The 26,134-nt window shown below is 64.9% G+C and carries 20 protein-coding genes and 1 pseudogene; 17 read left to right on the top strand and 4 right to left on the bottom strand.

Annotated features, from left to right (window positions below; genetic code table 11):
• Positions 1 to 10: 10 nt before the first annotated feature.
• The 8 genes from ACO1P8_RS24255 (at position 11) to ACO1P8_RS24220 (ending at position 10,460) form a co-directional block, all read left to right on the top strand.
• Positions 11 to 1,246 carry a CaiB/BaiF CoA transferase family protein gene (locus ACO1P8_RS24255; protein ID WP_486298399.1) on the top strand — a complete coding sequence of 412 codons (1,236 nt, stop codon included), beginning with the start codon at positions 11 to 13 and terminating at the stop codon, positions 1,244 to 1,246.
• A 24-nt stretch (positions 1,247 to 1,270) separates the two neighbouring features.
• Positions 1,271 to 2,317, top strand: a complete 1,047-nt coding sequence (locus ACO1P8_RS24250) for an ABC transporter substrate-binding protein (protein WP_486298398.1) — start codon at positions 1,271 to 1,273, stop codon at positions 2,315 to 2,317.
• Positions 2,310 to 3,116, top strand: coding sequence for an ABC transporter ATP-binding protein (locus ACO1P8_RS24245; RefSeq protein ID WP_486298397.1), 807 nt, complete (start codon positions 2,310 to 2,312; stop codon positions 3,114 to 3,116). The genes ACO1P8_RS24250 and ACO1P8_RS24245 overlap by 8 nt, the downstream gene beginning before the upstream one ends.
• A gap of 39 nt (positions 3,117 to 3,155) precedes the next feature.
• A complete protein-coding gene (locus ACO1P8_RS24240) occupies positions 3,156 to 3,941 on the top strand; it encodes an ABC transporter permease (RefSeq protein WP_094840742.1) in 786 nt (261 codons plus the stop codon).
• A 280-nt stretch (positions 3,942 to 4,221) separates the two neighbouring features.
• Positions 4,222 to 5,406 (top strand): glutamine-hydrolyzing carbamoyl-phosphate synthase small subunit, encoded by a 1,185-nt coding sequence (gene carA / locus ACO1P8_RS24235; RefSeq protein WP_486298396.1) that lies wholly within the window; start codon positions 4,222 to 4,224, stop codon positions 5,404 to 5,406.
• A 10-nt stretch (positions 5,407 to 5,416) separates the two neighbouring features.
• A complete protein-coding gene (gene carB, locus ACO1P8_RS24230; protein WP_486298395.1) occupies positions 5,417 to 8,662 on the top strand; it encodes a carbamoyl-phosphate synthase large subunit in 3,246 nt (1,081 codons plus the stop codon).
• 107 nt (positions 8,663 to 8,769) lie between these two features.
• The gene (gene lpxO, locus ACO1P8_RS24225) at positions 8,770 to 9,669 is read left to right on the top strand and encodes a lipid A hydroxylase LpxO (protein WP_486298394.1); all 900 of its coding nucleotides are present in this window, start codon (positions 8,770 to 8,772) and stop codon (positions 9,667 to 9,669) included.
• A gap of 20 nt (positions 9,670 to 9,689) precedes the next feature.
• Positions 9,690 to 10,460 carry an SDR family oxidoreductase gene (locus tag ACO1P8_RS24220; protein ID WP_486298413.1) on the top strand — a complete coding sequence of 257 codons (771 nt, stop codon included), beginning with the start codon at positions 9,690 to 9,692 and terminating at the stop codon, positions 10,458 to 10,460.
• A gap of 41 nt (positions 10,461 to 10,501) precedes the next feature.
• Here ACO1P8_RS24220 and ACO1P8_RS24215 read toward each other — a convergent pair whose 3' ends face one another.
• Positions 10,502 to 11,143, bottom strand: a complete 642-nt coding sequence (locus tag ACO1P8_RS24215) for a histidine phosphatase family protein (protein ID WP_486298393.1) — start codon at positions 11,141 to 11,143, stop codon at positions 10,502 to 10,504.
• A gap of 100 nt (positions 11,144 to 11,243) precedes the next feature.
• A complete protein-coding gene (locus ACO1P8_RS24210) occupies positions 11,244 to 11,690 on the bottom strand; it encodes a hypothetical protein (protein ID WP_486298392.1) in 447 nt (148 codons plus the stop codon).
• Between the two features lie 218 nt (positions 11,691 to 11,908).
• Between ACO1P8_RS24210 and ACO1P8_RS24205 the strand changes: the two genes are divergently transcribed.
• The gene (locus ACO1P8_RS24205; RefSeq protein WP_486298391.1) at positions 11,909 to 13,237 is read left to right on the top strand and encodes a solute carrier family 23 protein; all 1,329 of its coding nucleotides are present in this window, start codon (positions 11,909 to 11,911) and stop codon (positions 13,235 to 13,237) included.
• 377 nt (positions 13,238 to 13,614) lie between these two features.
• On the top strand, positions 13,615 to 14,091 hold the full coding sequence (gene greA / locus ACO1P8_RS24200; RefSeq protein WP_486298390.1) for a transcription elongation factor GreA: 477 nt from the start codon (positions 13,615 to 13,617) through the stop codon (positions 14,089 to 14,091).
• A gap of 45 nt (positions 14,092 to 14,136) precedes the next feature.
• Here the strand turns inward: greA and ACO1P8_RS24195 are convergent, their stop codons facing one another.
• Positions 14,137 to 14,727 carry a YhbY family RNA-binding protein gene (locus ACO1P8_RS24195; RefSeq protein WP_486298389.1) on the bottom strand — a complete coding sequence of 197 codons (591 nt, stop codon included), beginning with the start codon at positions 14,725 to 14,727 and terminating at the stop codon, positions 14,137 to 14,139.
• 17 nt (positions 14,728 to 14,744) lie between these two features.
• Here ACO1P8_RS24195 and ACO1P8_RS24190 point away from each other — a divergent pair, with 17 nt between their 5' ends.
• From ACO1P8_RS24190 to ACO1P8_RS24170, 5 genes and pseudogenes are all read left to right on the top strand, one after another.
• Positions 14,745 to 15,386 (top strand): RlmE family RNA methyltransferase, encoded by a 642-nt coding sequence (locus ACO1P8_RS24190; protein WP_486298388.1) that lies wholly within the window; start codon positions 14,745 to 14,747, stop codon positions 15,384 to 15,386.
• A gap of 249 nt (positions 15,387 to 15,635) precedes the next feature.
• Complete coding sequence (ftsH, locus tag ACO1P8_RS24185) at positions 15,636 to 17,525, top strand: ATP-dependent zinc metalloprotease FtsH (protein ID WP_486298387.1); 1,890 nt, start codon at positions 15,636 to 15,638, stop codon at positions 17,523 to 17,525.
• A gap of 25 nt (positions 17,526 to 17,550) precedes the next feature.
• Positions 17,551 to 18,425, top strand: a pseudogene (gene folP, locus ACO1P8_RS24180) (dihydropteroate synthase).
• Between the two features lie 28 nt (positions 18,426 to 18,453).
• The gene (gene glmM, locus ACO1P8_RS24175; RefSeq protein ID WP_486298386.1) at positions 18,454 to 19,794 is read left to right on the top strand and encodes a phosphoglucosamine mutase; all 1,341 of its coding nucleotides are present in this window, start codon (positions 18,454 to 18,456) and stop codon (positions 19,792 to 19,794) included.
• 142 nt (positions 19,795 to 19,936) lie between these two features.
• Positions 19,937 to 20,776 carry a GNAT family N-acetyltransferase gene (locus ACO1P8_RS24170; RefSeq protein WP_486298385.1) on the top strand — a complete coding sequence of 280 codons (840 nt, stop codon included), beginning with the start codon at positions 19,937 to 19,939 and terminating at the stop codon, positions 20,774 to 20,776.
• 60 nt (positions 20,777 to 20,836) lie between these two features.
• Here the strand turns inward: ACO1P8_RS24170 and ppx are convergent, their stop codons facing one another.
• Positions 20,837 to 22,327, bottom strand: coding sequence for an exopolyphosphatase (gene ppx, locus ACO1P8_RS24165; protein ID WP_486298384.1), 1,491 nt, complete (start codon positions 22,325 to 22,327; stop codon positions 20,837 to 20,839).
• Between the two features lie 176 nt (positions 22,328 to 22,503).
• On the opposite strand from ppx, the gene ppk1 reads away from it, so the two are divergent.
• Both ppk1 and pstS read left to right on the top strand, forming a co-directional pair.
• A complete protein-coding gene (gene ppk1 / locus ACO1P8_RS24160) occupies positions 22,504 to 24,591 on the top strand; it encodes a polyphosphate kinase 1 (RefSeq protein ID WP_486298383.1) in 2,088 nt (695 codons plus the stop codon).
• Between the two features lie 448 nt (positions 24,592 to 25,039).
• Positions 25,040 to 26,074 (top strand): phosphate ABC transporter substrate-binding protein PstS, encoded by a 1,035-nt coding sequence (gene pstS, locus ACO1P8_RS24155; RefSeq protein WP_486298382.1) that lies wholly within the window; start codon positions 25,040 to 25,042, stop codon positions 26,072 to 26,074.
• The last annotated feature ends 60 nt before the right edge of the window (positions 26,075 to 26,134 follow it).

The raw sequence follows: 26,134 nt of genomic DNA, 5'->3' as shown, positions 1-26,134 counted from the left end.
GACTGCCGCCATGTCGGCCTTGGCCGGATTGAAAGTCCTTGAACTGGGAACCCTGATAGCGGGGCCCTTCGCCGCGCGCCTGTTCGGCGAATTCGGCGCCGATGTCATCAAAATCGAAACCCCCGATGGCCCGGACGGCAAGGGCGGCGGCGACCCGATCCGTACCTGGCGTCACCTGCACGAGGGCAACTCGCTGTGGTGGACGGTGCAGGCGCGCAACAAGCGTTCCGTGGCGCTGAACATGAAGGATCCCGCGGCCCGCGAGATTGCCTTGAAGCTGGCGCTGGACGCGGACGTAATCATCGAAAACTACCGCCCCGGCGTCCTCGAAAAATGGGGGCTCGGCTATGAGCAGTTGCGGGCGCTGAACCCGGCCACCATCATGGTGCGCCTGTCGGGCTATGGACAGACCGGACCGCTGCGGGATCGCCCGGGCTTCGGCGCGATCGGGGAATCCATGGGCGGCCTGCGCTATGTGTCCGGGCATCCGGATCGCCCGCCGGTGCGCGTGGGCATATCGATCGGCGACTCGATCGCCGCCTTGCACGGTGTCATCGGTGCCATGATGGCCCTGCGCCATCGCGACGCGACGGGCGGACGCTGGAACGGCAGCGCCGGCGGCCAGGGCCAGATGGTGGATGTGGCCCTTTACGAGGCCGTTTTCAACATGATGGAGAGCCTGGTGCCGGAGTACGACGTCGCCGGCGTGGTGCGGGAGCGCACGGGCGGCGCCTTGCCCGGTATCGTGCCGTCCAACACGTACACCACGCGCGATGGGCAGAATATCGTCATCGCCGGCAACGGCGATGCGATCTTCCATCGCCTGATGCTGGCCATCGGCCGCGAGGACCTGGCTCACGATCCCGCGCTGGCGCGCAACGACGGCCGGGCACGGCGGGTGGGCGACATCGACGGGGCCATCCAGGCATGGTGCGATACGCGCACCATCGACGAGGCGCTGGACGTGCTGCAACAGGCGGATGTGCCGGTCGGCAAGATCTACAGCGTGGCCGATATGTTCCGCGACCCGCAGTTCCTGGCGCGCGGCATGATCGAACAGCATCGTTTTCCGGACGGCACGCCGGTCAAGCTGCCGGCCGTCACCCCCAAGCTGTCGGAAACGCCCGGCGCCACACGGTGGCTGGGCCCGCGCTTAGGGGAACATACCGAGGAAGTACTGAAATCGCTGGGGTATGATGCTGCGGCTGTCGCCGCCCTGGCTGCCTCGGGCGCCATCGGCACATAGGATTCATCACCTGGAGACAAGAAAATGTCCGTGACTCGACGTGAATGGCTCAAGCTTGCTGGCGCGGCTGGCACCCTGAGCCTGGCCCCCGCCATCGTGCGGGCGCAGAAGCTGGAAAAGAAAGCGGTTGCGATCGCGGTCGGCGGCAAGCCGCTGACCTACTACCTGCCCCTGACCATCGCCGAAGTCCGCGGCTATTTCAAGGATGAAGGCCTGGATGTCACCATCGCCGACTTCGCCGGCGGCGCCAAGGCGCTGCAGGCCGTCGTGGGTGGCAGCGCGGATGTTGTCTCGGGCGCATTCGAGCACGCCCTGAACTTGCAGTCCAAAGGGCAGTTCTACCGCGATTTCGTCTTGCAGGGCCGTGCTCCGATGATCGGCTTCGGCGTGTCGACCAAGACCATGGCGAATTACAAGTCGCCGGCGGACCTCAAAGGCAAGAAGATCGGCGTGACCGCGCCCGGCTCGTCGACCAACATGGTGGTCAACTTCTTCCTGGCCAAGCATGGCCTGAAGGCCTCCGATGTTTCCATCATCGGCGTGGGCGCCGGCGCCGGCGCCATCACCGCGCTGAAGACGGGCCAGATCGATGCCATTTCGAATACCGACCCCGTGGTCACTTCCCTGGAGCACTCGGGCGACCTGAAAGTCATCGTCGATACCCGCACGCTCAAGGATACGCGCGAAATCTTCGGCGGCAATATGCCGGCCGGCTGCCTGTACTGCGCGCAAAGCTACATCGATGCCAATCCGAATACCGTGCAGGCGCTGGCCAATGCCATCGTGCGTGCCGACAAGTGGATCCAGGCGCAGAAGAACAACCTGGACGCCATCGCGAACGCGGTGCCCAAGAGCTATCTGCTCGGCGAGCCGGAGGTCTACAAGGCCTCGCTGCGCGCCAGCATGGATGGCTTCTCGCCGGATGGCATGTTCCCCGAGGACGGGGCGGCTACGGCCGTCAAGGCGCTGGCGGCCTTCGTGCCCGATTTCGATCCGAAGAAGGTCGACCCGTCCAAGATGTGGACCAATGAGTTCGCCAAGCGCGCTAACGAGAAGTATCCGAATGGCTGACGCCGCGCTTTCGCTGGACAACATCACCTGCACATTCGTTTCCCGCGAGGGCGGCGCGCGCTACACCGCCGTCCGGGAGGCGAGCCTGTCCATCGCCCCCGGCGAATTCGTGTCGGTGGTGGGGCCGACCGGTTGCGGCAAATCCACGCTGCTCAATGTCGGGGCCGGCCTGCTGGCGCCGTCGTCGGGCCAGGTGCGCGTGTTCGGCGAGCCGCTGTCCGGCATCAATCGCCGCGCGGGCTATATGTTCCAGGGCGAGGCGCTGATGCCCTGGCGCAATGCGCTGGATAACGTGACCGCCGGACTGCAGTTCGCCCGCATATCGCCGCAGGAAGCCGCCGAACGCGGCGGCGAGTGGCTGCGCCGCGTTGGCCTGGGCGGTTCGGAGCAGCGCTACCCGCACCAGATGTCGGGCGGCATGCGCAAGCGCGTGATGCTGGCCCAGACGCTGATCCGCGATCCCGACATCATCCTGATGGACGAGCCGTTTTCGGCCCTGGATATCCAGACGCGGCAGCTGATGGAAAACGAGGTCCTGGAGCTCTGGATGGCCAAGCGCAAGGCCGTGCTTTTCATTACGCATGACCTGGACGAGGCGATCGCGATGAGCGACCGGGTGGTGGTGTTGTCGGCGGGGCCCGCCACGCATCCCATCGGAGAATTCGTCATCGACCTGCCGCGTCCGCGCGACGTGGCGGAAGTCCGCACGCATCCACGCTTCGTCGAACTGCACGCCGCCATCTGGGATGTGCTGCGCGAGGAAGTGCTCAAGGGCTACGCCCAGCAGAAACGGGCCTGACGGCCTTAACGGAAGGAGCCTCGCGCTTCCGCGTCCATCATGATCAAAACCGGTTCCAAATCCCTGCGCATCTGGCAGGTGTCGCTCTTGGTAGTGCTGCTGCTGGGCTGGCATATCGCCTCGCGCAGCCCCAACATCGCATTTTTCTTCGGCCAGCCCTGGGAAGTCGCCCAGCGGATCTGGGCCTGGTTCGTCACGGACGGGGATATCTACCGGCATCTGTGGGTCACCCTGGCCGAGACCGTACTGGCCTTCGGGATCGGCACGGTGTCCGGCCTGGCCTGCGGCCTGTGGCTTGGGCTGTCGCCCAAGGCCAGTGCCATCCTGGACCCCTACATCACCGCGGCGAATTCCATGCCGCGCGTCATCCTGGCGCCCATCTTCGGCATGTGGTTCGGATTGGGCATCTGGTCCAAGGTGGCGCTGGCGGTCACGCTGGTGTTCTTCATCGTGTTCTTCAATGTCTACCAGGGCGTGCGCGAAGTCAGCACGACGCTGCTGGACAATGCCCGCATGCTGGGCGCCGACCGTCGCCAACTGCTGCGCTACGTCTACCTGCCTTCGGCCACCAGCTGGGTGTTTTCCAGCCTGCACACGTCGGTGGGCCTGGCCTTCGTCGGCGCGGTCGTCGGCGAGTACCTGGGCTCGGCCAGCGGGGTGGGCTACCTCATCCTGCAGGCGGAGGGCACGCTGGACGTGAACACCGTATTCGCCGGCATCGTGGTGCTGACGGCGTTCGCGCTGGTGCTGGACGGCCTGGTGACGCTGGTCGAGCGCCGCCTGATGAAGTGGCAGCCGCGCGCCGGCGAAACCGAAAAGGTGTAGCCCACCCCCGAAGCGCTGCGCGCTTTCCCCCTCAAGGGGGCGACGCTGGAGGACCGGCGAAGCCGGATCCTCGGCGTCCCCGCTTCGCCGCACCTGTTTTTTGCGTGCTGGTGTGGTGGGTTGTTTCATCCCGAAGTGTTACGCGCTTCCTCTTTTTGGGGGCGGGGCGCGGGTGGGCTGATCGGCCGGAGAGGACCGGCTGGCGCGGCTTTCGGGGGAAAGAGGCCGTTCGCGGTATAATCCCAAGGTTTGTTTACTGATTCTGAAACCGGGGTTTATCGTGCTGCCGCAACTTTTTCCAGGGCTTTTTTCCGAGAGGTCCGATGGCGTGCATCGGCCTTCTCCTGCAATTCTGGCTCTTGCGGACGGTACCGTGTTCCGAGGCATCTCCATCGGCGCGCCGGGGCATACCGTGGCCGAGGTCGTGTTCAACACATCCATGACCGGCTACCAGGAAATCCTGACCGATCCCAGCTATGCCGGCCAGATCGTCACGCTGACCTATCCGCATATCGGCAACACCGGCGTCAATGCCGAGGACGTGGAATCGCGCCAGGTGTTCGCTTCGGGGCTGATCGTGCGCGATTGCCCGGCGCGCGTGTCGAATTTCCGCGCCACCAGTTCGTTGCCCGAATACCTCAATGCGCAGGGTATCGTGGCCATTGCCGGCATCGATACCCGCAAGCTGACGCGCATCCTGCGCGAGAAGGGCGCCCAGGGCGGCTGCATCCTGGTCGGCACCGACGTCGACCAGGCCGTGGCGCTGGCCCGCGCTTTCCCTGGCATGTCGGGCCAGGACCTGGCCAAGACGGTGTCCATCGAAACCCGCGGCGAGTGGGACGAAGGTACGTGGCACCTGGGTCAGGGCTATGCCCACCCCAGGACCGGCAAGTACCACGTCGTCGCCTACGACTTCGGGGTCAAGAGCAATATCCTGCGGCTGCTGGCCGACCGTGGCTGCCACATCACGCTGGTGCCCGCCCAAACTCCGGCCGAGGATGCGCTCAAGCTGAATCCCGACGGGCTGTTCCTGGCCAACGGCCCTGGCGATCCGGAACCCTGCGACTACGCCATCGAGGCGACGCGCGCCTTCCTGGACCGCAAGCTGCCGGTCTTCGGCATCTGCCTGGGACACCAGATCATGGGCCTGGCCGTGGGCGGCAAGACCCGCAAGATGAAAACCGGCCATCACGGCGCCAATCATCCCGTGCAGGACGTCGGCAGCAAGCGCGTCTTCATCACCAGCCAGAACCACGGCTTCGAGGTCGATGCGGCTACCTTGCCCAAGAATGCCCGGATTACCCATATTTCGTTGTTCGACGGTACGTTGCAGGGCTTCGAACTGAGCGACCGGCCCGCGTTCTGCTTCCAGGGTCACCCCGAAGCCAGCCCGGGGCCGCACGACATCCTCGTGCTGTTCGACAAGTTCATCAGCCAGATGGCCGGCCAAGCCAAGACCGCGTAAAGATTGCACCATGCCCAAGCGTACAGACATAAAAAGCATACTGATCATCGGGGCCGGCCCCATCATCATCGGACAGGCCTGCGAGTTCGACTATTCGGGCGCCCAGGCCTGCAAGGCGCTCAAGGCCGAGGGCTACCGCACCATCCTGGTCAACAGCAACCCGGCCACGATCATGACGGACCCGGAAACGGCGGACGTCACCTACATCGAGCCCATCACGTGGCAGGCGGTGGAAAAGATCATCGAGCGTGAACGGCCCGATGCGCTGCTGCCCACCATGGGCGGCCAGACCGCGCTGAACTGCGCGCTGGACCTGGCACACAACGGCGTGCTGGAACGCTACAAGGTCGAACTGATCGGCGCGAACGAGCAGGCCATTGAAAAGGCCGAGGACCGCCAGAAGTTCAAGCAGGCCATGACCGATATCGGCCTGGAGTCCGCCAAGTCCGGCGTGGCGCACACCATGGACGAAGCGTGGGAAGTCCAGAAGCGCATCGCGACCGAACTGGGCACGTCGGGCTTTCCCGCGGTGATCCGGCCCAGCTTCACGCTGGGCGGCACCGGCGGCGGTATTGCCTACAACGCCGAGGAATTCGAAACGATCTGCCGGCGCGGCCTGGAAGCCTCGCCCACGAGCGAGCTGCTGATCGAGGAATCGCTGCTGGGGTGGAAGGAATTCGAGATGGAAGTCGTGCGCGACAGCGCCGACAACTGCATCATCGTCTGCTCCATCGAGAACCTGGACCCCATGGGTGTGCACACGGGGGATTCCATCACTGTCGCGCCGGCGCAGACGCTGACCGACAAGGAATACCAGATCATGCGCGACGCCTCCATCGCGGTGCTCCGCGAGATCGGCGTCGATACCGGCGGTTCGAACGTGCAGTTCGCGGTCAACCCCACCAATGGCCGCATGATCGTCATCGAGATGAATCCGCGCGTCTCGCGTTCGTCGGCCCTGGCTTCCAAGGCCACCGGTTTCCCCATCGCGAAGGTGGCGGCGCGCCTGGCGGTCGGCTATACGCTGGATGAACTGCGCAATGAAATCACCGGCGGCGCGACCCCGGCGTCCTTCGAGCCGACCATCGACTATGTGGTCACCAAGGTGCCGCGCTTCGCCTTCGAAAAATTCCCCACCGCCGACGCGCGCCTGACCACCCAGATGAAGTCCGTGGGCGAAGTCATGGCGATCGGCCGGACGTTCCAGGAATCCTTCCAGAAAGCCCTGCGCGGCCTGGAAGTGGGCGTGGACGGACTGAACCAGAAAACCACCGATCGCGAAAAGCTGCAGGTCGAACTGGGCGAACCCGGACCGGAACGCATCTGGTACGTGGGCGATGCCTTCGCCCAGGGCTTCACGCTGGACGAAGTCTACAACCTGACGCACATCGATCCCTGGTTCCTTGCGCAGATCAAGGAAATCGTCGACATCGAGCTGGCGCTGGAACAAAAGACTCTGGCCGAGCTGGATTACGACACGCTGTGGCACCTGAAGCGCCGCGGCTTCTCCGACCGCCGGCTGGCCTTCCTGCTGGACACGTCCGAATCGGAAGTGCGCCGCCTGCGCCACCAGTTGAACGTGCGGCCGGTCTACAAGCGCGTCGATACCTGCGCGGCCGAGTTCGCCACGCGCACCGCGTATATGTATTCCACCTACGAGGAAGAATGCGAAGCCGCGCCGACCGATCGCAAGAAGATCATCGTGCTGGGCGGCGGCCCCAACCGTATCGGGCAAGGCATCGAATTCGACTACTGCTGCGTGCATGCGGCGCTGGCGCTGCGCGATGATGGCTACGAGACCATCATGGTCAACTGCAACCCGGAGACGGTGTCGACCGACTATGACACCTCCGACCGGTTGTATTTCGAGCCGCTGACGCTGGAAGACGTGCTGGAGATCGTCCACAAGGAAAATCCCGTCGGCATGATCGTCCAATACGGCGGGCAGACGCCGCTGAAGCTGGCGCGCGCCCTGGAAGCCAACGGCGTGCCCATCATCGGCACCAGTCCTGAGTCCATCGACGTCGCCGAAGATCGCGAACGCTTCCAGAAGCTGCTGAACAAGCTTGGCTTGCGCCAGCCGCCCAACCGCACCGCGCGCACGGAAGCCGAAGCGCTGGCACATGCCGCAGAGATCGGCTATCCCCTGGTGGTCCGTCCCAGCTATGTGCTGGGCGGCCGCGCCATGGAAATCGTGCACGAGCAGCAGGACCTGGAGCGCTACATGCGCGAAGCGGTCAAGGTCAGCAACGATTCGCCCGTGCTGCTGGATCGCTTCCTGAACAACGCGACGGAAGTGGACGTCGATTGCCTGGCCGACGGCGAAACCGTCTTCATCGGCGGCGTCATGGAGCACATCGAGCAGGCCGGCGTCCATTCGGGTGACTCGGCTTGCAGCCTGCCGCCGTATTCGCTGTCCGAGGACATCATCGCGGAAATCAAGCGCCAGACGTCCATGATGGCCAAGGCCTTGAACGTCATCGGCCTGATGAACGTGCAGTTCGCCATCCAGGACGGCGACGTCTACGTGCTGGAGGTCAATCCCCGCGCTTCCCGTACCGTGCCATACGTGTCCAAGGCGACCGGGCTGCAATTGGCCAAGATCGCCGCGCGCGCCATGGCCGGCAAGACGCTGGCTTCGCAGGGCGTCACGCGCGAAGTGGTGCCCAGTTATTTCTCGGTGAAGGAGGCGGTCTTCCCCTTCGTCAAGTTCCCGGGCGTGGACACCATCCTGGGACCGGAAATGAAATCGACGGGCGAAGTCATGGGCGTGGGCGCCAGCTTCGGCGAGGCCTTCGTGAAGTCGCAGCTGGCCGCCAGCGTGCGTCTGCCCGAGACCGGTACGGCCTTCATCAGCGTCAAGCCGCAGGATAAGCCTCGCGCCGTCGAAGTCGCCCGCGGCCTGCATGCCCTGGGCTTCAAGCTGGTGGCCACGCGCGGCACCGCGGCCGAGATCGAAGCGGCGGGCATTCCCGTGCAGGTGGTCAACAAGGTGACGGAAGGGCGTCCGCACATCGTCGATATGCTGAAGAACGGTGAAGTCTCGCTGGTCATCAATACGGTAGAGGAACGCCGCAACGCCATAGCCGACTCGCGCGCGATCCGCACGCAGTCGCTGGCGGCCCGGGTGACTTTCTACACCACGATCGCCGGCGCCCGAGCCGCCGTCGAAGGCATGCAGTATCTGCGGCAAGGACATGGCTTGCAGGTGTATCCTTTGCAGGAATTGCACGCATCGCTGAAACCGGCGGCTTGATCCGCCGCATGGCCGTGTCGGGCCCCTGGCGACAAAACGCTTTGCCGACCAGGGACCCGTCGGACGACCGAGGATAGGAAGAGCAGCGCGGGGCGCTGGAGGTCGAAATGAAATGGTGGATACTCGCGCTTTTTATCGTTTGCGCGATCGTGGTGCATTATCGCGGCAGGGTGCGACATCGGTTCTCCCGCCAGGTCCTGGACCACTCCACATTCACGGCTCCCATCAACGTTTTCATGTACGCGTTCTCGCGCGTACCGAACAAGCCCTTCCTGTCGTTGGCGGAGTTCCCCGAACTCAACATCCTGCAGCAGCGCTGGCAGGACATCCGCGCGGAAGCCGAGGCACTGTTTACGGCCGGCCATATCAAAGTGGCGAATGCCTATAACGACGCGGGATTCAATTCCTTCTTCAAGAGCGGCTGGAAGCGGTTCTACCTGAAGTGGTATGACACCGACCATCCCTCGGCGCGCGCCCTATGCCCGGTAACCACGAGCCTGCTGGCCGGTATTCCGACCATCAAAGGTGCGATGTTCACCGCCCTGCCGCCGGGTAGCCGGCTGCCGCGCCATCGCGATCCCTATGCGGGTTCGCTGCGATTCCACATGGGTCTGATCACGCCCAACGATGCCGACTGCTATATCGACGTCGATGGCCAGACCTACTACTGGCGCGATGGCGAGGCCGTCGTGTTCGACGAAACATTCATTCACTACGCCGAGAACAAGACCGATATCAACCGTATCATCCTGTTCGCGGATATCGAACGCCCCATGCGCTACCGCTGGGCACAGGCGGTCAATCACTTCATTGGCAGCGTGCTGTTGCGCGCGGCCACTTCGCCCAACCAGGAGGGAGACCGCACCGGCGGCATCAACCGCATCTTCGGTTCTGTCTACGCGGTGCGGCGTTTCGGCAAGCGGGTCAAGAAGAAAAGCAAGCCGCTCTACTACATCATGAAGTGGGCGGTCGTAATGGCTGTCATGGCCTGGATCTTCTGGCCCTGATGCCATCTGCCGCGCCGGCCTTGCGCCACGTTTTCATCACGGGCGCCAGCAGCGGCCTGGGCCGCGCCCTGGCGCGGCATTATGCGGGGCGCGGCGCGCGCGTGGGGCTGGTTGGGCGGCGCGAGGATGCTCTGCGCGAACTGGCGTCGACCTTGCCCGGCGAGCATCCCCGGTACGCGGTGGATGTGCGCGACCGCGCGGCGCTGCATGCGTCGGCGGCCGATTTCCTTTCGCGCTGTGGCGGCACGGTGGATGTGGTGATCGCCAGCGCCGGCATCAGCGCCGGCACGCTCACCCAGCAAGAAGAAGATTTCGACGTCTTCCAGTCCATCATCCAGACCAATCTGTTGGCGACGGTCGCCACCTTCGAACCCTTCATCGCCGGCATGCGCCGGGCAGGGGCAGGGCGGCTGGTGGGCATCGGCAGCGTGGCGGGCGTGCGGGGATTGCCCGGGGCGGGCGCCTACAGCGCTTCCAAGGCAGCGGTGGCTGTGTATTGCGAAAGCCTGCGCACCGAGCTGGCGCGAGACGGTATCCGTGTGGTCACGATCGCGCCGGGGTATATCCGCACGGCGATGACCGAGCACAACCCTTATCGCATGCCCTTTCTGATGGAAGCCGACGATTTCGCGGCGCATGCCGCCACGGCCATCGCCCGCGGGCACAGTTATCGAGTGATTCCCTGGCAGATGGGTGTGGCTGCGAAGCTGATGCGGCTGCTGCCCGATGCGCTATACGATCGCCTGGCGCGCAACGCGCCGCGCAAGCCCAGGCAAGGCGGGCCGCGATAAGAGAAGCCGCGGGGCGGCGTGGGCCCTGCCGCGTGTGGCGCCTATACGATGTCGTCGGCAGCCAGCGCCGCGATATGCGTAACGTCGCCCCAGCCCATGACGTGCCAGCGCCTGTTGTCCACCGCCAGCCGGTTTACGCCCGCATTCAATAGCGCCGCGTCGCGCGCATGCGTCAGCGGTATGCCGTGGGCGTGGCGCCAGACGATGTCCAGTACGCCGCCGTGGGTGAACACCAGCACCCGCTCCTCGCCATGGCGTTCGGCGATGTCGTCGATGGTGGCGACGATGCGGTTATGGAACTGGCGCAGCGTTTCGCCGCCATCCAGGGCGCGATCGGGTTCGCGGCTTTTCCAGGCGGCGGACGCCTCGGGCTGGTCGACATCCAGCCGATCCATGGTGATGCCTTCCAGTACGCCGTAGCAGCGCTCACGCAGGCCGGGTTCCGGCCGCACCCGCAAATCCAGCCGTGTCGAGACCGGCTCGGCCGTCTGCAGAGTGCGCTGCAGGTCGCTGCTGTACAAGGCGTCGAAGGGGCCGTTGAGCGCGTCCTGCGCCAGCCGTTCGGCCAGCAGGCGGGCCTGGTTCAGGCCATGGGCATTCAGCGGCGTGTCCTTCCATCCCTGGAGGCGGCGCGCCCGGTTCCAGTCGGTTTCTCCGTGGCGGATCAGCCAGATTTCTGTCATGGCAAAGGAAAGCGTTCGAGGAATGGAAAACTTGCGGCAACCGCCATGCGGCGGCCGCCGAGAATCCGATAGTATCCGCGAAAAAGCCCGTGTCCGCCGTTCAGGCCGTGGTCACGCCCTTGGCGGCCTGTGCCTGTTGTTCGATCAGCGCCGAGATCTGCGCCTGCAGCGTTGCCGCCTCGGCGTTCAGCGCCTGCAATTGGGGGGCCTTTTGCTCATCGGGTATCGAACTGGCCTGCAGCCGCTGGATCTGCTGCAGCACCTGGCGCAGTTGCCGTTCCAGCTGTTTGATCGTCTGGCTGGTAGCGTCGTCGCCGCCGCTGTCGCTGGATGCCTGGGTTGCCGACGCTGGCCTCGCCTGGAAGTTCGTGTTGGTGCGCTGGCCGTCGGCCGAGGACGTGCCATTGCCGCCCGCCGTGGACGCATCGCCGTTCAAGGCCGCTTTGCCGTCGTCCGGCGCGGCGCTGTTGTTCTGCAGCGCGCGCGGCCCCAGCTGGGTCGAGCCATAGGCGGACGCCAATGTGGAAGAAATCACCGAAATCGTCATGTCCGTTTCCTGGGAAGATGGCCTGGCCCGAGTCCCGCACACGCCGCCTTACGGTCGGCGTCTGTCAGCCGAAAGGCGCCTGCCGGCGCACGCCAGGACGGCGTTCATCGATCGCGCGTCGACGGCGGCCCGCCATGGATGAGTAACGGCACGCTACCCTAAAAACTTGAGCCCCGATAAACTTGCGGCCGCCTTGTATACATAACCGAGGGGAAGGTATGTCCGGATCGTATTTCCCGCGCTGGCGCCTGGTGCGCGATATGGCGCCTGGCGCCGTGATGGCGCCCGATGAACGCTTGCCCTGGCCCAAGACCGTCGCGATGGGCCTGCAGCACGTGGTCGCCATGTTCGGCTCCACCGTGCTGGCGCCCTTGCTCATGGGATTCGACCCCAACGTCGCCATTCTGATGTCCGGCGTCGGATCGCTGATTTTCTTCGTCTTTGTCGGCGGCCGGGTGCCGAGCTACCTGGGTTCCAGTTTCGCCTTCATCGGCGGGGTGATCGCCGTGACGGGCTATGCCGGCGCCGGCCCCAATCCCAATATCGGTGTCGCCCTGGGCGGCATCATCCTCTGCGGGCTGGCCTACACCCTGATCGGCGTGCTGGTGTGGACGGCCAGCGCCGGCACGGGCGGCGGCGCGCGCTGGATCGAGGCACTGATGCCGCCGGTCGTCACGGGCGCCGTGGTGGCCGTCATCGGCCTGAACCTGGCGCCGGTCGCCGCCAAGGGCGCTATGGGGACATCCGGCTTCGATGCGTCCATGGCCGTCGTGACGATACTGTGCGTGGGCGGCATCGCGGTGTATACGCGCGGCATGCTGCAGCGCCTGCTCATCCTGGCCGGATTGATACTGGCCTGCATCGTTTATGCGATTTGCGCCAACGGTCTGGGACTGGGCAAGCCGATGGATTTCTCCGGCGTGGCGCGCGCGGCGTGGCTGGGCCTGCCGCATTTCGCCGCCCCGGTGTTCCAGGCCTCCGCGACGGGATTGCTGATACCGGTGGCCATTATCCTGGTCGCGGAAAACCTGGGCCATATCAAGGCGGTCAGCGCCATGACCGGGCGCGACCTGGATCGCTACCTGGGACGCGCCTTCGTCGGCGACGGCGTCGCCACCATGGTCTCGGGCGCGGTAGGAGGGACGGGCGTGACGACCTACGCGGAGAACATCGGCGTCATGGCGGTGACCCGGATCTATTCCACCGTGGTGTTCGCGGTGGCGGCCCTGATCGCCATCCTCCTGGGGTTTTCGCCCAAGTTCGGCGCCCTGATCCAGACCATTCCCGGCCCTGTGCTGGGCGGCATGTCCGTGGTCGTGTTCGGCTTGATCGCCGTGGCGGGTGCCCGGATCTGGGTGGTCAACCGGGTGGATTTCAGCGATAACCGCAATCTGATCGTGGCGGCGGTGACGCTCGTCCTGGGCGCCGGCGATTTCACCGTCCGGCTGGGCGGCTTCGCCCTGGGCGGCATCGGCACGGCCACCTTCGGTGCCATTATCCTTTATGCGTTGCTGCGCCCCCTCGCGCCAGCCGGGCGGGCTTCGTAAGGAGGAGCGCTCCACCGGCCGGCTGAAATCAGGGACGCGCCTATCCTCAGCCTTAGGGGCGGCTTGCAATTCAGTCCGGCTTTGACCACAATGTCACTTGATCGCCCCGGTTTCCGAGCCGGGGTTTTGTTTTGGTCGAAGCTTGCCGCCGCCGGCGTGGACGCCGGCGTGAAAGAGCGGGCACGGCGAGGAGAACCGGCGGCCCTTCCCAGGAAGGCGGGTGCTGGGGCGTGCCGCGATGGCGGCCCCATTGCCGCCGTCGCATGCGGAAATACGTCCCTGTTTGTGCGCTGCTGGCCGGCATGCTGCCGCCGTGCTTCGACCGTTACCGAAACGCCCCGGCGGGGGCGTTTTCCACTTTTAGTAGAGATTGCGATATGTCAGCCATTCCGTTGACGGTAGACGGCGCCGAGCGCCTGCGACAAGAATTGCACCGGCTCAAGACCATTGAGCGGCCCTCTGTGATCGGTGCCATCGCGGAGGCGCGCGCCCAGGGCGACCTGTCCGAAAACGCCGAATACGATGCCGCGCGCGAGCGCCAGGGCTTTATCGAGGCACGCATCGCGGAGCTCGAGGCCACCCTGTCCAATGCGCATGTGATCAATCCGGGTGAGCTCGATGCCGACGGCCGGGCCGTGTTCGGCGCGACCGTGGAAATCGAAGACCTGGATTCAGGCGACAGGGTCGTGTACCAGATCGTGGGCGACGTCGAAGCGGACATCCGCGCGAACAAAATTTCCGTTTCCAGCCCGGTGGCGCGCGCGCTCATCGGCAAGAGCGAAGGCGATGTCGTCGAGGTCCAGGCGCCGTCCGGGGTGCGCGAGTACGAGGTGATCAGCGTTCGCTACCTGTAAGCGGCAAGCGTCCTGGGCAGCGCCGCGCCATCGGCGGCGGATCGCCTAGCGCTTGACGGTTTTGCGCGCCGGGCGCTGTACGCCGCCGCGGGCGCCGGCCCGCAGGCTGAGCGCGCTGCCCGCGCGACGCGGGATGCCGTGGGCCGGGGCGGCCTTGCGCGTACTCGGACGCATCGGTTTGCCGGCGTCGTTGAATTCCGTGCGTGCCGGACGGCGGTCTTCTTCCCCGGCGGCGGCCTTGCGCGACGCGCGGGTCGGTTTCGCCAGGGTCTTGCCTTCCGCGGCCAGCTTTTTCGGGGTATAGGGCTCGGATGCCTTGCGCTTGGGCGGGGCGGCCGGGGCCAGCAGCGAAGGCATGCCGGGCTGGGGGCGGTACAGAATCAGGACTTTGCCCAGATGATGGACAGGCGCGCAGGACAGGGCATCGCAAATGGACGCCAGCATTTCCTCGCGCGTGTCGCGGTCTTCTCCGCCCGCCCGCACCTTGATCAGGCCGTGCGAGGTCAGGTTGGCGTCGATTTCCTTCAGGACCGCATCCGACAGTCCTTTATCGCCGATCAGGACGACAGGACGCAGGGCGTGGGCGGCGGACCGCAGCGCGCTGCGCTCTCGGGATGTAATTTCTAATATAGGCATGTCGGAATTGTACGGGAATGGCCAAGAATAAATTTTCCAAGGATTGGTTGCACCAGCATATCAACGATCCTTATGTAAAGCTGGCGCAGCAGAAGGGTTACCGGGCCCGCGCCGCTTTCAAGCTGATCGAAATCCTGGAAACCGAAAAACTCATGCGCCGCGGGGATGTGGTGGTGGATCTGGGCTCCGCCCCGGGCAGCTGGTCGCAGGTCGCCCGCGAGCGCCTGGTCGGTTCGGGCGGGGTCGTCGAGGGGCGCATCGTCGCGCTCGACATCCTGCCGATGGAACCCGTGGCAGGGGTGGAATTCATCCAGGGCGACTTCCGCGAGGAATCGGTGCTGGAAATCCTGGAAAAAACCCTGGACGGGCAGGCAGTCGACCTTGTGATTTCGGATATGGCCCCCAACCTGTCCGGTGTGGGGGTCGCCGATGCGGCGCGTATCCAGCACGTTTGCGACCTTGCGCTCGAATTTTCGTTGGCTCATTTGAAGCCGGACGGCGCCCTGATCGTGAAAGCCTTCCACGGAAGCGGGTTTTCGCAAATCGTGCAATCGTTCAAGCAGCATTTCAAACGGGTGGTCGAGCGCAAGCCGAAGGCGTCGCGGCCCAATTCGTCGGAAACCTTTCTTGTCGCGAGGAACCTCAAGCACCCAGGCTGATATTGCGGATTTCGCGGTTACCGGGAAGCCCTGCAGTTTCGGGCAGTTTCCAGGCGCCAGCCCCGCGTGCCTGCTTTTTACATTTGCATTCGGCCAAAAGCCCCGAAAAGCCCTATAAACGGCGTTCCGCGGGGAACGTCCCACGTGTGCCCCTCGACGGGGTAGAATCGCTATTGACATCCTTGTGGTTGTGTCCTATGGCAGAGGCTGCCGCAATCACTGGTCGGAATCGAAAGCAGGAGATCGACCTTGAATAATTCATTTTCCAAAGTTGCGGTGTGGATGGTGATAGCGCTGGTGCTATTCACCGTCTTCAAGCAATTCGACGGGCGCACCCAGTCCCAGGACGGCGTGAGCTATACGCAGTTCATGGACGACGCCAAGGCGGGTCGCATCCGCAAGGTCGACGTGCAGGGCGATATGCTCTACGTGACGCCGGACGCCGGCCGTCCGTATACGCTGACCTCGCCGGGCGATCTGTGGATGGTTTCGGATCTGCTCAAATATGGCGTCCAGGTATCGGGCAAGGCACGCGAAGAACAATCGCTGCTGATGAATATCTTCGTCTCATGGTTCCCCATGCTGCTGTTGATCGGCGTATGGATATTCTTCATGAGGCAAATGCAGGGCGGCGGACGCGGCGGGGCATTCAGCTTCGGCAAGTCGCGCGCGCGCATGCTGGACGAAAATACCAACCAGATTACGTTCTCCGATGTTGCCGGCTGCGACGAGGCCAAGGAAGACGTGCAGGAACTGGTCGATTTCCTGCGTGATCCCAGCAAGTTCCAGAAGCTGGGCGGCCGGATTCCCCGCGGCGTGCTGATGGTGGGGTCGCCCGGTACCGGCAAGACGCTGCTGGCCAAGGCCATCGCGGGCGAAGCCAAGGTGCCGTTCTTCAGCATTTCCGGTTCCGACTTCGTCGAAATGTTCGTCGGCGTGGGCGCGGCCCGCGTCCGCGACATGTTCGAAAACGCCAAGAAGCACGCGCCCTGCATCATCTTCATCGACGAAATCGACGCGGTCGGTCGCCAGCGTGGCGCCGGCCTGGGCGGCGGCAACGACGAACGCGAACAGACGCTGAACCAGATGCTGGTGGAAATGGACGGGTTCGAATCCGGCCAGGGCGTCATCGTGATCGCCGCGACCAACCGTCCCGATGTGCTGGATCCGGCGCTGCTGCGTCCGGGCCGCTTCGACCGCCAAGTCGTGGTGCCCCTGCCGGACATCCGCGGCCGCGAACAGATCCTGAAGGTGCACATGCGCAAGGTTCCGCTGTCGCCCAACGTGGACGCTTCCGTCCTGGCGCGCGGCACCCCGGGGTTTTCGGGCGCCGACCTGGCCAACCTGGTCAACGAGGCCGCGCTGTTCGCCGCGCGCCGCAACGGCCGCACGGTGGACATGTCCGACTTCGAAAAGGCCAAGGACAAGATCATCATGGGTGCGGAACGCCGTTCCATCGTGATGCCCGAGGAAGAGCGCAAGAACACCGCGTACCACGAGTCCGGCCACGCCATCGTGGCGCGCATGCTGCCCAAGACCGACCCCGTGCACAAGGTCACCATCATCCCGCGCGGCCGCGCGCTGGGCGTGACCATGCAGTTGCCTGAAAGCGACCGTTACAGCATGGACAAGCAGCGCCTGCTCAGCACCATCGCCGTGCTGTTCGGCGGGCGCATCGCCGAAGAACTGTTCATGGACCAGATGACGACGGGCGCTTCGAACGACTTCGAACGCGCCACCGCCATCGCGCGCGACATCGTCACGCGCTACGGCATGGACCAGGAACTGGGCCCGATGGTGTACGCGGAGAACGAAGGCGAAGTCTTCCTGGGACGCAGTGTCACCAAGACGACGCACGTGTCCGAGGCCACCATGCAGAAGGTGGATGCTTCCATACGCCGCATCATCGACGAGCAATACGATGTGGCGCGCAAGATCCTGGAAGGCAACCGCGACAAGGTGGAAGCGATGGCTGCTGCCCTGCTCGAATGGGAAACCATCGACTCGGACCAGATCGAGGACATTATCTCCGGCCGTCCGCCGCGGCCCCCCAAGACCCCGCAGGGACCGTCGGATACCGCCGACACGCCGCCCAGCGGCCTGGCCCCCGGCGGCAACAGTACCGCACCGGCGGTCTGATAGCGGTTTGGACGCGATACGTTAGATGGCCAATACGTTCCTATGCGGGCGCTACGAGTTCGATCTCGAGCGCCCGCTGGTCATGGGCATAGTCAACGTCACTCCCGATTCGTTCTCGGACGGCGGGGAGCATGACAATACCGATGCCGCCATTGCCCACGCCCGTCAACTGGTCGACGAAGGCGCGCATATCCTGGACATAGGCGGGGAATCGACCCGTCCCGGGGCCGCCCCGGTGTCCGAGGAACAGGAACTGGCGCGCGTGCTGCCCATCATCGAGGCGCTGCGCGACTGCGGCGTGCCGCTTTCGGTGGACACTTCAAGGCGGGCGTCATGCGCGCGGTCCTGGATGCCGGCGCCGACATGATCAATGACATCTACGGTTTTCGGCAGGCGGGCACGATCGAAGCCGTGGCCGGATCGCGCTGCGGGCTGTGCGTCATGCACATGAAGGGCGAACCCCGAACCATGCAGGAAAAACCCGAGTACAGCGATCTGCTGGGCGAGATCGGCCTTTTCCTGGGCGCCCGCGTGCAGAAGCTGCGCAGCGCCTGGGTGGATCCCCGCCGCATCGTGCTGGACCCGGGTTTCGGGTTCGGCAAGACGGCGGACCAGAACTACCAATTGGCCAGGCGCCTGGGCAGCCTGCGCGTATCCAGTTACCCCCTGCTGGTGGGCGTCTCGCGCAAATCCATGATCGGCCATGCCACGGGCCGCGATGTGCGCAGCCGCGTGCCCGGCAGTATCGCGGCCGCCCTGGGCTGCGTGGCCCGGGGTGCGGCCATCGTGCGCGTGCACGATGTCGCGGCGACCGTCGATGCCTTGAAGGTCTGGCAGGCGGTCGAGCAGGGCGGCATTCCCACCGATGTCCGGAATCCCCTCAGGGAAACCGGGAAATAATCCGGCGCTTTGCCACAGGAATCGATACATGAGTACACGCAAATACTTCGGCACCGACGGTGTGCGGGGTGAGGTAGGCGGTCCCGTCATCAACGCGGAATTCGCCCTGCGGCTGGGTTATGCGGCCGGCAAGGTCTTCGCGCGCGGCATGCGCGGCACCAGCCGCCCCAAGGTGCTGATCGGCAAGGACACGCGGATATCGGGCTATATGCTGGAATCGGCGCTGGAAGCGGGTTTCTCGGCGGCGGGCATCGATGTGCTGCTGGCCGGACCGCTGCCGACGCCCGCCATCGCCTACCTGACGCGCGTGCTGCGCCAGACCGCCGGCATCGTGATCAGTGCATCGCACAATCCCTATCACGACAACGGCATCAAGTTCTTTTCCAGCGGCGGCATGAAGCTTCCCGACGACGTCGAGGCGGCCATCGAGGCGGCGCTGGACGAGCCGCTGGGCTGCGTGAGCTCCGAGGCGCTGGGACGCGCGCGGCGGCTGGACGACGCCGCGGGCCGCTACATCGAATTCTGCAAAAGCACCTTTCCCAACGATCTGGACCTGAACGGGCTGAGCCTGGTGGTGGATGCGGCCCATGGCGCCGCCTATCACATCGCTCCCCACGTGTTCCGCGAGCTGGGCGCGGACGTCCACGCGGTGGGGGTCCAGCCGGACGGTTTCAACATCAACAAGGGTGTGGGCGCGCTGTATCCGGAAGCCCTGGCCGCCGAAGTGCGCGCCCGGGGGGCACAACTGGGCATCGCGCTGGACGGCGACGCGGACCGCCTGCAAATGGTGGACGCAAGCGGACGCATCTACAACGGCGACGAGCTTCTCTACGCCATCCTGAAAGAACGCATGCAGCGAGGCGCCGTCGCCGGCGTGGTGGGCACGCTGATGACCAACTATGGGCTGGAGCGGCGGCTCGAGCAGGTCGGCGTGGGGTTCCACCGCGCCGATGTGGGCGACCGTTATGTCATGGAGCAGATGCAGTCGCGCGGCTGGCTGTATGGCGGCGAAAGCTCCGGCCATTTGATCTGCCTGGACTGCCACACCACGGGCGACGGCATCATCGCCGCCTTGCAGGTGCTGACCGCGCTGCGCCGCAACGACACCACGCTGGCGGAATGGATTGCTGACTTGCGCATGTATCCCCAGCAGATGATCAACGTGCCGCTGGCGCCGGGGCAGGATTGGAAGACCCATCCGGGCTTGCTGGCCGCGCGGCGCGATGTCGAGGCCGAACTCGCGGGCAGGGGCCGCGTGCTGATTCGCGCATCCGGTACCGAACCGAAACTACGCCTGATGGTCGAAGCGGAGGAATCCGCTCTGGCCATGGCCTGCGCGCAGAGCCTGGCCGCCGGTTTGGCGGGATAGCAGTTACATTTTGTTGTGGTTAAGAATTAGCCCTTCCCCTGGCCAGGGTTCGCAGCGGGTTGGTTCACAGTCACGTAACATGTCGGTCAAATACCTGACATACATGACGCCCACACTACCCGGACACCTAGGAGTTGGCCGAATGCTTGAACTAGTCCGCATCGACCCCGATCGTACCGCCACGCCCGATGCGTGGACCCATCCCGCCGCTGGCGGCCTCGTCGTCGGCCTGGCGCGTACGGCGGAAGAGATCGAGGAAATCCAGCGCCTGCGCTTCCGGGTCTTTACCGAGGACATGGGCGCGGTATTCCCGGACGCGCTGGATGGCATAGATCAGGACCGCTTCGATGCGTGGTGCGAACACGTCATGGTGCGCGAACTGCATACCGGGCGGGTGGTCGGCACCTATCGCCTGCTGACCCCCGAAAATGCCCGCGAGGCGGGTGGCTATTATTCCGAATCCGAATTCGACCTGTCCGGCCTGGGTGCCGTTCGCGACCGGATGGTCGAGGCCGGGCGGTCCTGCACGCATCCGGACTTTCGCAACGGCGCGGTGATCATGCTGCTGTGGTCCGGCGTGGCGGAAGTCATGCGGCGCGGCGGGTACGATTACCTGCTCGGCTGCGCCAGTGTCAGCCTGCGCGACGACGGCGTCACCGCCGCGGAAGTGTGGCGAGCGGTGTCCGGGCACATGGGCGATACGACCTTGCCCCGTGTGCAGCCGCTGCATCGCTACCCGCTGGAAAAGCTCAACAGCACCACGCTGCCCGCCCGCGTGCCGCCGCTGATCAAGGGCTACCTGAAACTGGGTGCCAAGATCTGCGGCGAACCGGCCTGGGACCCGGATTTCAACGCCGCCGATTTCCCTGTCCTGCTGGAAATGAAGTGCATGGACGAGCGGTATCGCCGACACTTCGGGCTGGATCCGTCGATCGCGGCCACGGCGCAGGGCACGGGCGGCCCGGTGCGCAAGGCGGCCTGATCCGGGCCTTGCCGGGCCGGTCGCCCTGGACCGGATCCAGCAGGCCTGGCGGTGCCTGCCTTAGAACTCGAGCAGTTCGAACGAAAACCCCACCTTGCGCCATTCCGATTCTTCGGCGCGCAGGGTGAAGTCGCTCAAGGGGTGTTCGGTCAGCCATTCGTGCCGCACGCGTACGACGATGGAATCGCCTCGCACGGAGACCGATAGGGGGAGGGCGGCCAGGTCTTCGCGCCGGCGGAACAGCAATACCGCCAGGCGCAGGCACAGGATGGCCAGCCATTCCTCGCGGTTGCGCACCAGGGGTTCCAGCTTGCCGAGCTTGCCGTGGTGGCCCAGGGCCAGCAAGGCCAGCAGGCGCTGGTCGTCGCGCGAGAAACCCGGCATGTCCGCGTTGCCCAGGACGTAGGCGGAATGCTTGTGGTAGTCGTTGTGCGCGATCGACAAACCGATTTCGTGCAAGTCCGCCGCCCAACCCAGCGCGTGCGCCAGTTCGTGGCGATCGCCGCCGTCTTCGATGCCCGATTCCTTGAACAGCGTCAGCGCGGCGCGGCGCACGCGCGCGGCCTGATTGACGTCGATGTGATAGCGCTTCATGAACTGCCGCACGGATTCGTCGCGCTTGTCGTGCTGATCGTCACGGCCCAGCAGGTCGTAGAGGACACCCAGCCGCAAGGCGCCGTCACCGGTGTGCATGACGTCGATGTTCAGCTCGTCGAACAGCGCGCTCATGATGGCCAGTCCGCCGGGCAGCACGTCGGCGCGTTCCACCTTGATACCGGGCAGGTCGGAAGGGATGACCCGCCCGGCGCGGACGATGCGGTCCTTGAGCTTGCTCAGCCCCGCGCGGGTGATGCCGCGATTGGAAAACCCGCATTCCGTCAGGATGGCGTACAGGGCCTTGGCCGTGCCGGAGGACCCGTAGGCTTCTTTCCACCCCATCTTGCGGTATTGCTTGGCGATGACTTCGGCCTCGCGGCGCGCGGCCAGTTCGGCCAGCTTCATCTGATGCGCATCGACCACGCCGTCGCGGAAGAACTGCCGGCTGTAGCTGACGCACCCCATGTACAGCGAGGACATCAGGCCCGGCTCGTAGCCCTTGCCGATGATGACTTCGGTGGACCCGCCGCCGATGTCGATCACCAGCCGCTTGTTGGGGGAGGGGGGCAGGGTGTGGACCACGCCGGAGAAAATCAGGCGTGCTTCCTCGCGACCGGCGATGACCTCGATGGGAAACCCCAGCGCGGCTTCGGCGCGCGGCAGGAATTCGGCGGTATTGCGGGCGACCCGGAAGGTATTGGTGGCGACGGCGCGCACCCGGCTGGGGTGGAAGCTGCGCAGCCTTTCGCCGAATCTTTCGAGGACTTCGATGGCGCGCTCGACGGCGTCGCCGGACAGGCGCTTGTCGGCATCCAGGCCGGCCGCCAGGCGAACGGTTTCCTTCAGTCTGTCGATCTGGTAGATCTGGGCCGCGCCTTCCTGTTGGACGACCCGCCCGATGGACAGGCGGAAACTGTTGGAACCAAGGTCGACGGCGGCCAGTAGATGATCCATGCGGCTGAAAGCAAGAAAGCGGGGGAGACGCGCCATTATAGAGAGGTGATTTTGCACACGGTCGCGCGCGAGGAAAATTGGGCGTAGGCTTGCAGAGTTTGACACCAGGCTGTCATGGAATAGTCACAAAACTGACGTAAAACCCGTCCGCTGGCTTACAAGATACGGAATTCCGAATGACTTCGAATGTGGCATCCCCGCCCTTGTTCCTGAATCGGGAGCTCTCGCTCCTCAAGTTCAATGAGCGCGTCCTGGCCATGGCGCAGAATCCCTCGACCCCCTTGCTCGAGCGGCTGCGCTACGTATGCATCGTCAGTTCGAACCTGGACGAATTCTTCGAGATCCGTATTTCCAGCCTGAAGGAGCAGCAGCGGCAGACGCCGAACCTGGTCGGCGCGGACGGACTGACGCCGGGCGAAGCCTACGAGCAGGTGCAGGCTGCCGTCCATATCCTGGTGGGACGCCAGTACGACCTGCTGAACGACGAAATCCTGCCCTGCCTGAACCAACAGGGCATCGTGCTGCACCATGCCTCGGAATGGAACGAGGCGCAGCAGGCCTGGGCGCGCGAGACCTTTCATCGCGACGTGATGCCGCTGTTGACGCCGATCGGGCTGGACCCGGCCCACCCGTTTCCGCGCGTGTACAACAAAAGCCTGAATTACATCGTGCCGTTGCGCGGTATCGATGCCTTCGGACGCAAGGCGTCCATTGCCATCGTGCAGGCGCCGCGCGCATTGTCCAGGCTGATCAGCATGCCGCCGGAGCTGTCCGGCCATCCCGACGGCTATGTGCTGCTGACTTCGCTGATGCGCGCTTTCGTCGGCGAGCTGTTCCCCGGCATGGAGATGCAGGGCTGCTACCAGTGGCGCGTGACGCGCAACAGCGATCTCTTCGTCGACGAGGAAGAAGTCACCAACCTGCGGCAGGCGCTGCAGGGCGAATTGTCGCAGCGCAACTTCGGCTCCGCCGTGCGGCTGGAAATCGACAAGTTGACCCCGCCCGACCTGGAAGCCTTCCTGCAGCGCGAGTTCTCGCTGGCACAGAGCGACACCTATCGGGTCAACGGCCCGGTCAACCTGTCGCGGTTGATGCAGCTGTGCAACGTGCCGGACCGGCCCTACCTGCTGTTTCCGGAATACCGCGCGCCGGTGCCGGCCCCGTTCGACCAGCCCTCGGTCAATCCCGCCACCATGTTCGCCGCGATCGCCGCGGGCGACCGGCTGCTGCACCATCCCTACCAGTCCTTCCAGCCGGTGATCGACTTCCTGACCGCCGCGGCGTTGGACCCGGACGTGATGGCCATCAAGCAGACCATCTATCGGACCGGCGAGGATTCCGAACTGATGCAGATCCTGCTGGCGGCGGCGCGGGCAGGCAAGGAGGTCACGGTCGTCGTCGAACTGATGGCCCGTTTCGACGAGCAGACCAACATCAACTGGGCCGCGCGCCTGGAGGAAGTGGGCGCCCACGTTGTCTATGGCGTGGTCGGGCACAAGACCCATGCCAAGATGGCCGTGGTGTTGCGGCGCGAGCAGGGCCGGCTGCGGCGCTACGCGCACCTGGGGACCGGCAACTACCACCCCCGCACGGCGCGGCTGTACACCGATTTCGGCCTTTTGACGGCCGATCCGGATATCTGCGAGGACATGGACAAAGTGTTCGCCCAGTTGACCGGCCTGGGTGCCCGCCGCACGCTGAAGGCGCTGCTGCAATCCCCGTTTACATTGCATGAAAGCATGGTGGCCCTGATCCGCGCGGAGGCACAGGCGGCCCGCCAGGGCCGCAAGGCCCGCATCATGGCCAAAATGAACTCGCTACTGGAAACCGGGGTCATTGAAGAGCTATACGAGGCCAGCCAGGCCGGCGTGAAGATCGACCTGGTCGTGCGCGGCGTCTGCGCGCTGCGCAGCGGCGTCGCCGGCCTGTCGGAGAATATCCGCGTGCGCTCGATCGTCGGCCGTTTCCTGGAGCATTCGCGTGTCTTCTATTTCCATGCGGAAGGCAAGGAAACGGTGTATCTGTCCTCCGCCGACTGGATGGACCGCAATTTCTTTCGCCGTGTCGAAATTGCCTTTCCGGTGAAGGACAAAACATTGAAGAAGCGGGTCATCGACGAGGCGTTCACCTATGCGCTGCGGGATAACCAACTGGCGTGGCAGCAGCAGGCGGACGGGGACTACACACGGGTGCGCAGCCGCGCGGCGCCGTTCAACCTGCATGAGCACCTGATGCGCAAGCTGGGCAACGGCAGCACGGCATAGCCAGAATTTTACCCGGGTGAAATATGCCGAGCGGCATCCCGACCGACCCGGACAGGTGCCGCCAAGCGGGGACGCCGAGGATCCGGCTCCGCCGTCCCTCCAGCGTCGCCCTCCCTGGAGGGGAAAGCGGGCAGCGCTTCGGGGTTGAAATTATTCCGAACTACCCCACGCAAAAAACCGGTGTAGCCAATCGGGGACGCCGAGGATCCGGCTCCGCCGGTCCTCCAGCGTCGCCCCCTTGAGGGGGAAAGCGCGCAGCGCTTTCGGGGGTGGGCCTTCCCCCCGGTCCTCTGGCGTCGCCCCCTTGAGGGGGAAGCGCGCAGCGCTTCGGGGGTGGACAATTATGACTGTCACTATCTTGTCATTTTCGCCTCTTAACATGCGGGGCATGACGAACAAGCGGGGACCCTCCCGCAGTCATTCACCCACAAACGATAAGGAAACCACAATGCGTGTGTTCAAGCAGATCTCCCTGGGCGTCGCCCTGAGCGCTGCGGTATTTGCCGTGCAGGCCGCCGACATCACCGGCGCCGGTGCTTCGTTCCCGTACCCGGTCTACGCCAAGTGGGCGTCGGACTACAAGGCGGCGACGGGCAGCGCGGTCAACTACCAGTCCATCGGATCGGGCGGGGGCCAGCAACAGATCATCGCCAAGACGGTGGACTTCGGCGCGTCGGATGACCCGATGAGCGGCGCGGACCTGGACAAGAACGGTCTGCTGCAGTTTCCCGGCGTGATCGGCGGCACCGTCGCCGTGGTGAACATCGACGGCGTGAAGGCCGGCGAACTGAAGCTGTCCGGCCCCGTGCTGGCCAACATCTTCATGGGCAAGATCAAGAAGTGGGACGATGCCCAGATCAAGGCGATGAATCCGGACCTGAAGCTGCCTTCGGCCGACATCATCGTGGTGCATCGTTCGGACGGCTCGGGCACGACGTTTGGCTGGACCAACTACCTGTCCAAGGTTTCCGCCGACTGGAAGTCGCAAGTCGGTGAAGGCAAGGCGGTCAAGTGGCCGGTCGGCCAGGGCGGCAAGGGCAACGAAGGCGTGTCCGCCTATGTCGGCCAGCTGAAGAACTCCATCGGCTACGTCGAGTACGCCTACGCCAAGCAGAACAAGCTTGCCTGGACGCAGCTGAAGAACGAAGCCGGAAAGTTCGTCCAGCCGGAGCAGTCCGCCTTCGCCGCGGCCGCCGCGAACGCCGACTGGAAGAGCGCGCCCGGCATGGGCGTGGTGCTGACCAACGAGCCGGGCGAAAAATCCTGGCCCGTGACCTCCGCCACCTTCATCCTGGTGCACAAGGTCCAGGACAAGCCGGTGCAGGGCGAAGCCGTGCTGAAGTTCTTCGACTGGGCCTTCAAGAACGGCCAGAAGTCGGCCGCGGCCCTGGACTACGTGCCGCTGCCTGACGCGGTGACCACGCAGATCCGTGCCTCCTGGAGCGGCATCAAGTCCGCCGACGGCAAGGCTGTCTGGAAGTAACGCCGTCCCCGCAAGGCCCGGGCGCCCATGCCCGGGCCTTTCTCTTCCTCTAGGAAAGCC

It is taken from the genome of Bordetella sp. (assembly GCF_057362025.1).
The sequence above is the reverse complement of the archived record's forward strand: the minus strand, read 5'-3'. Positions and strand labels throughout refer to the sequence as shown.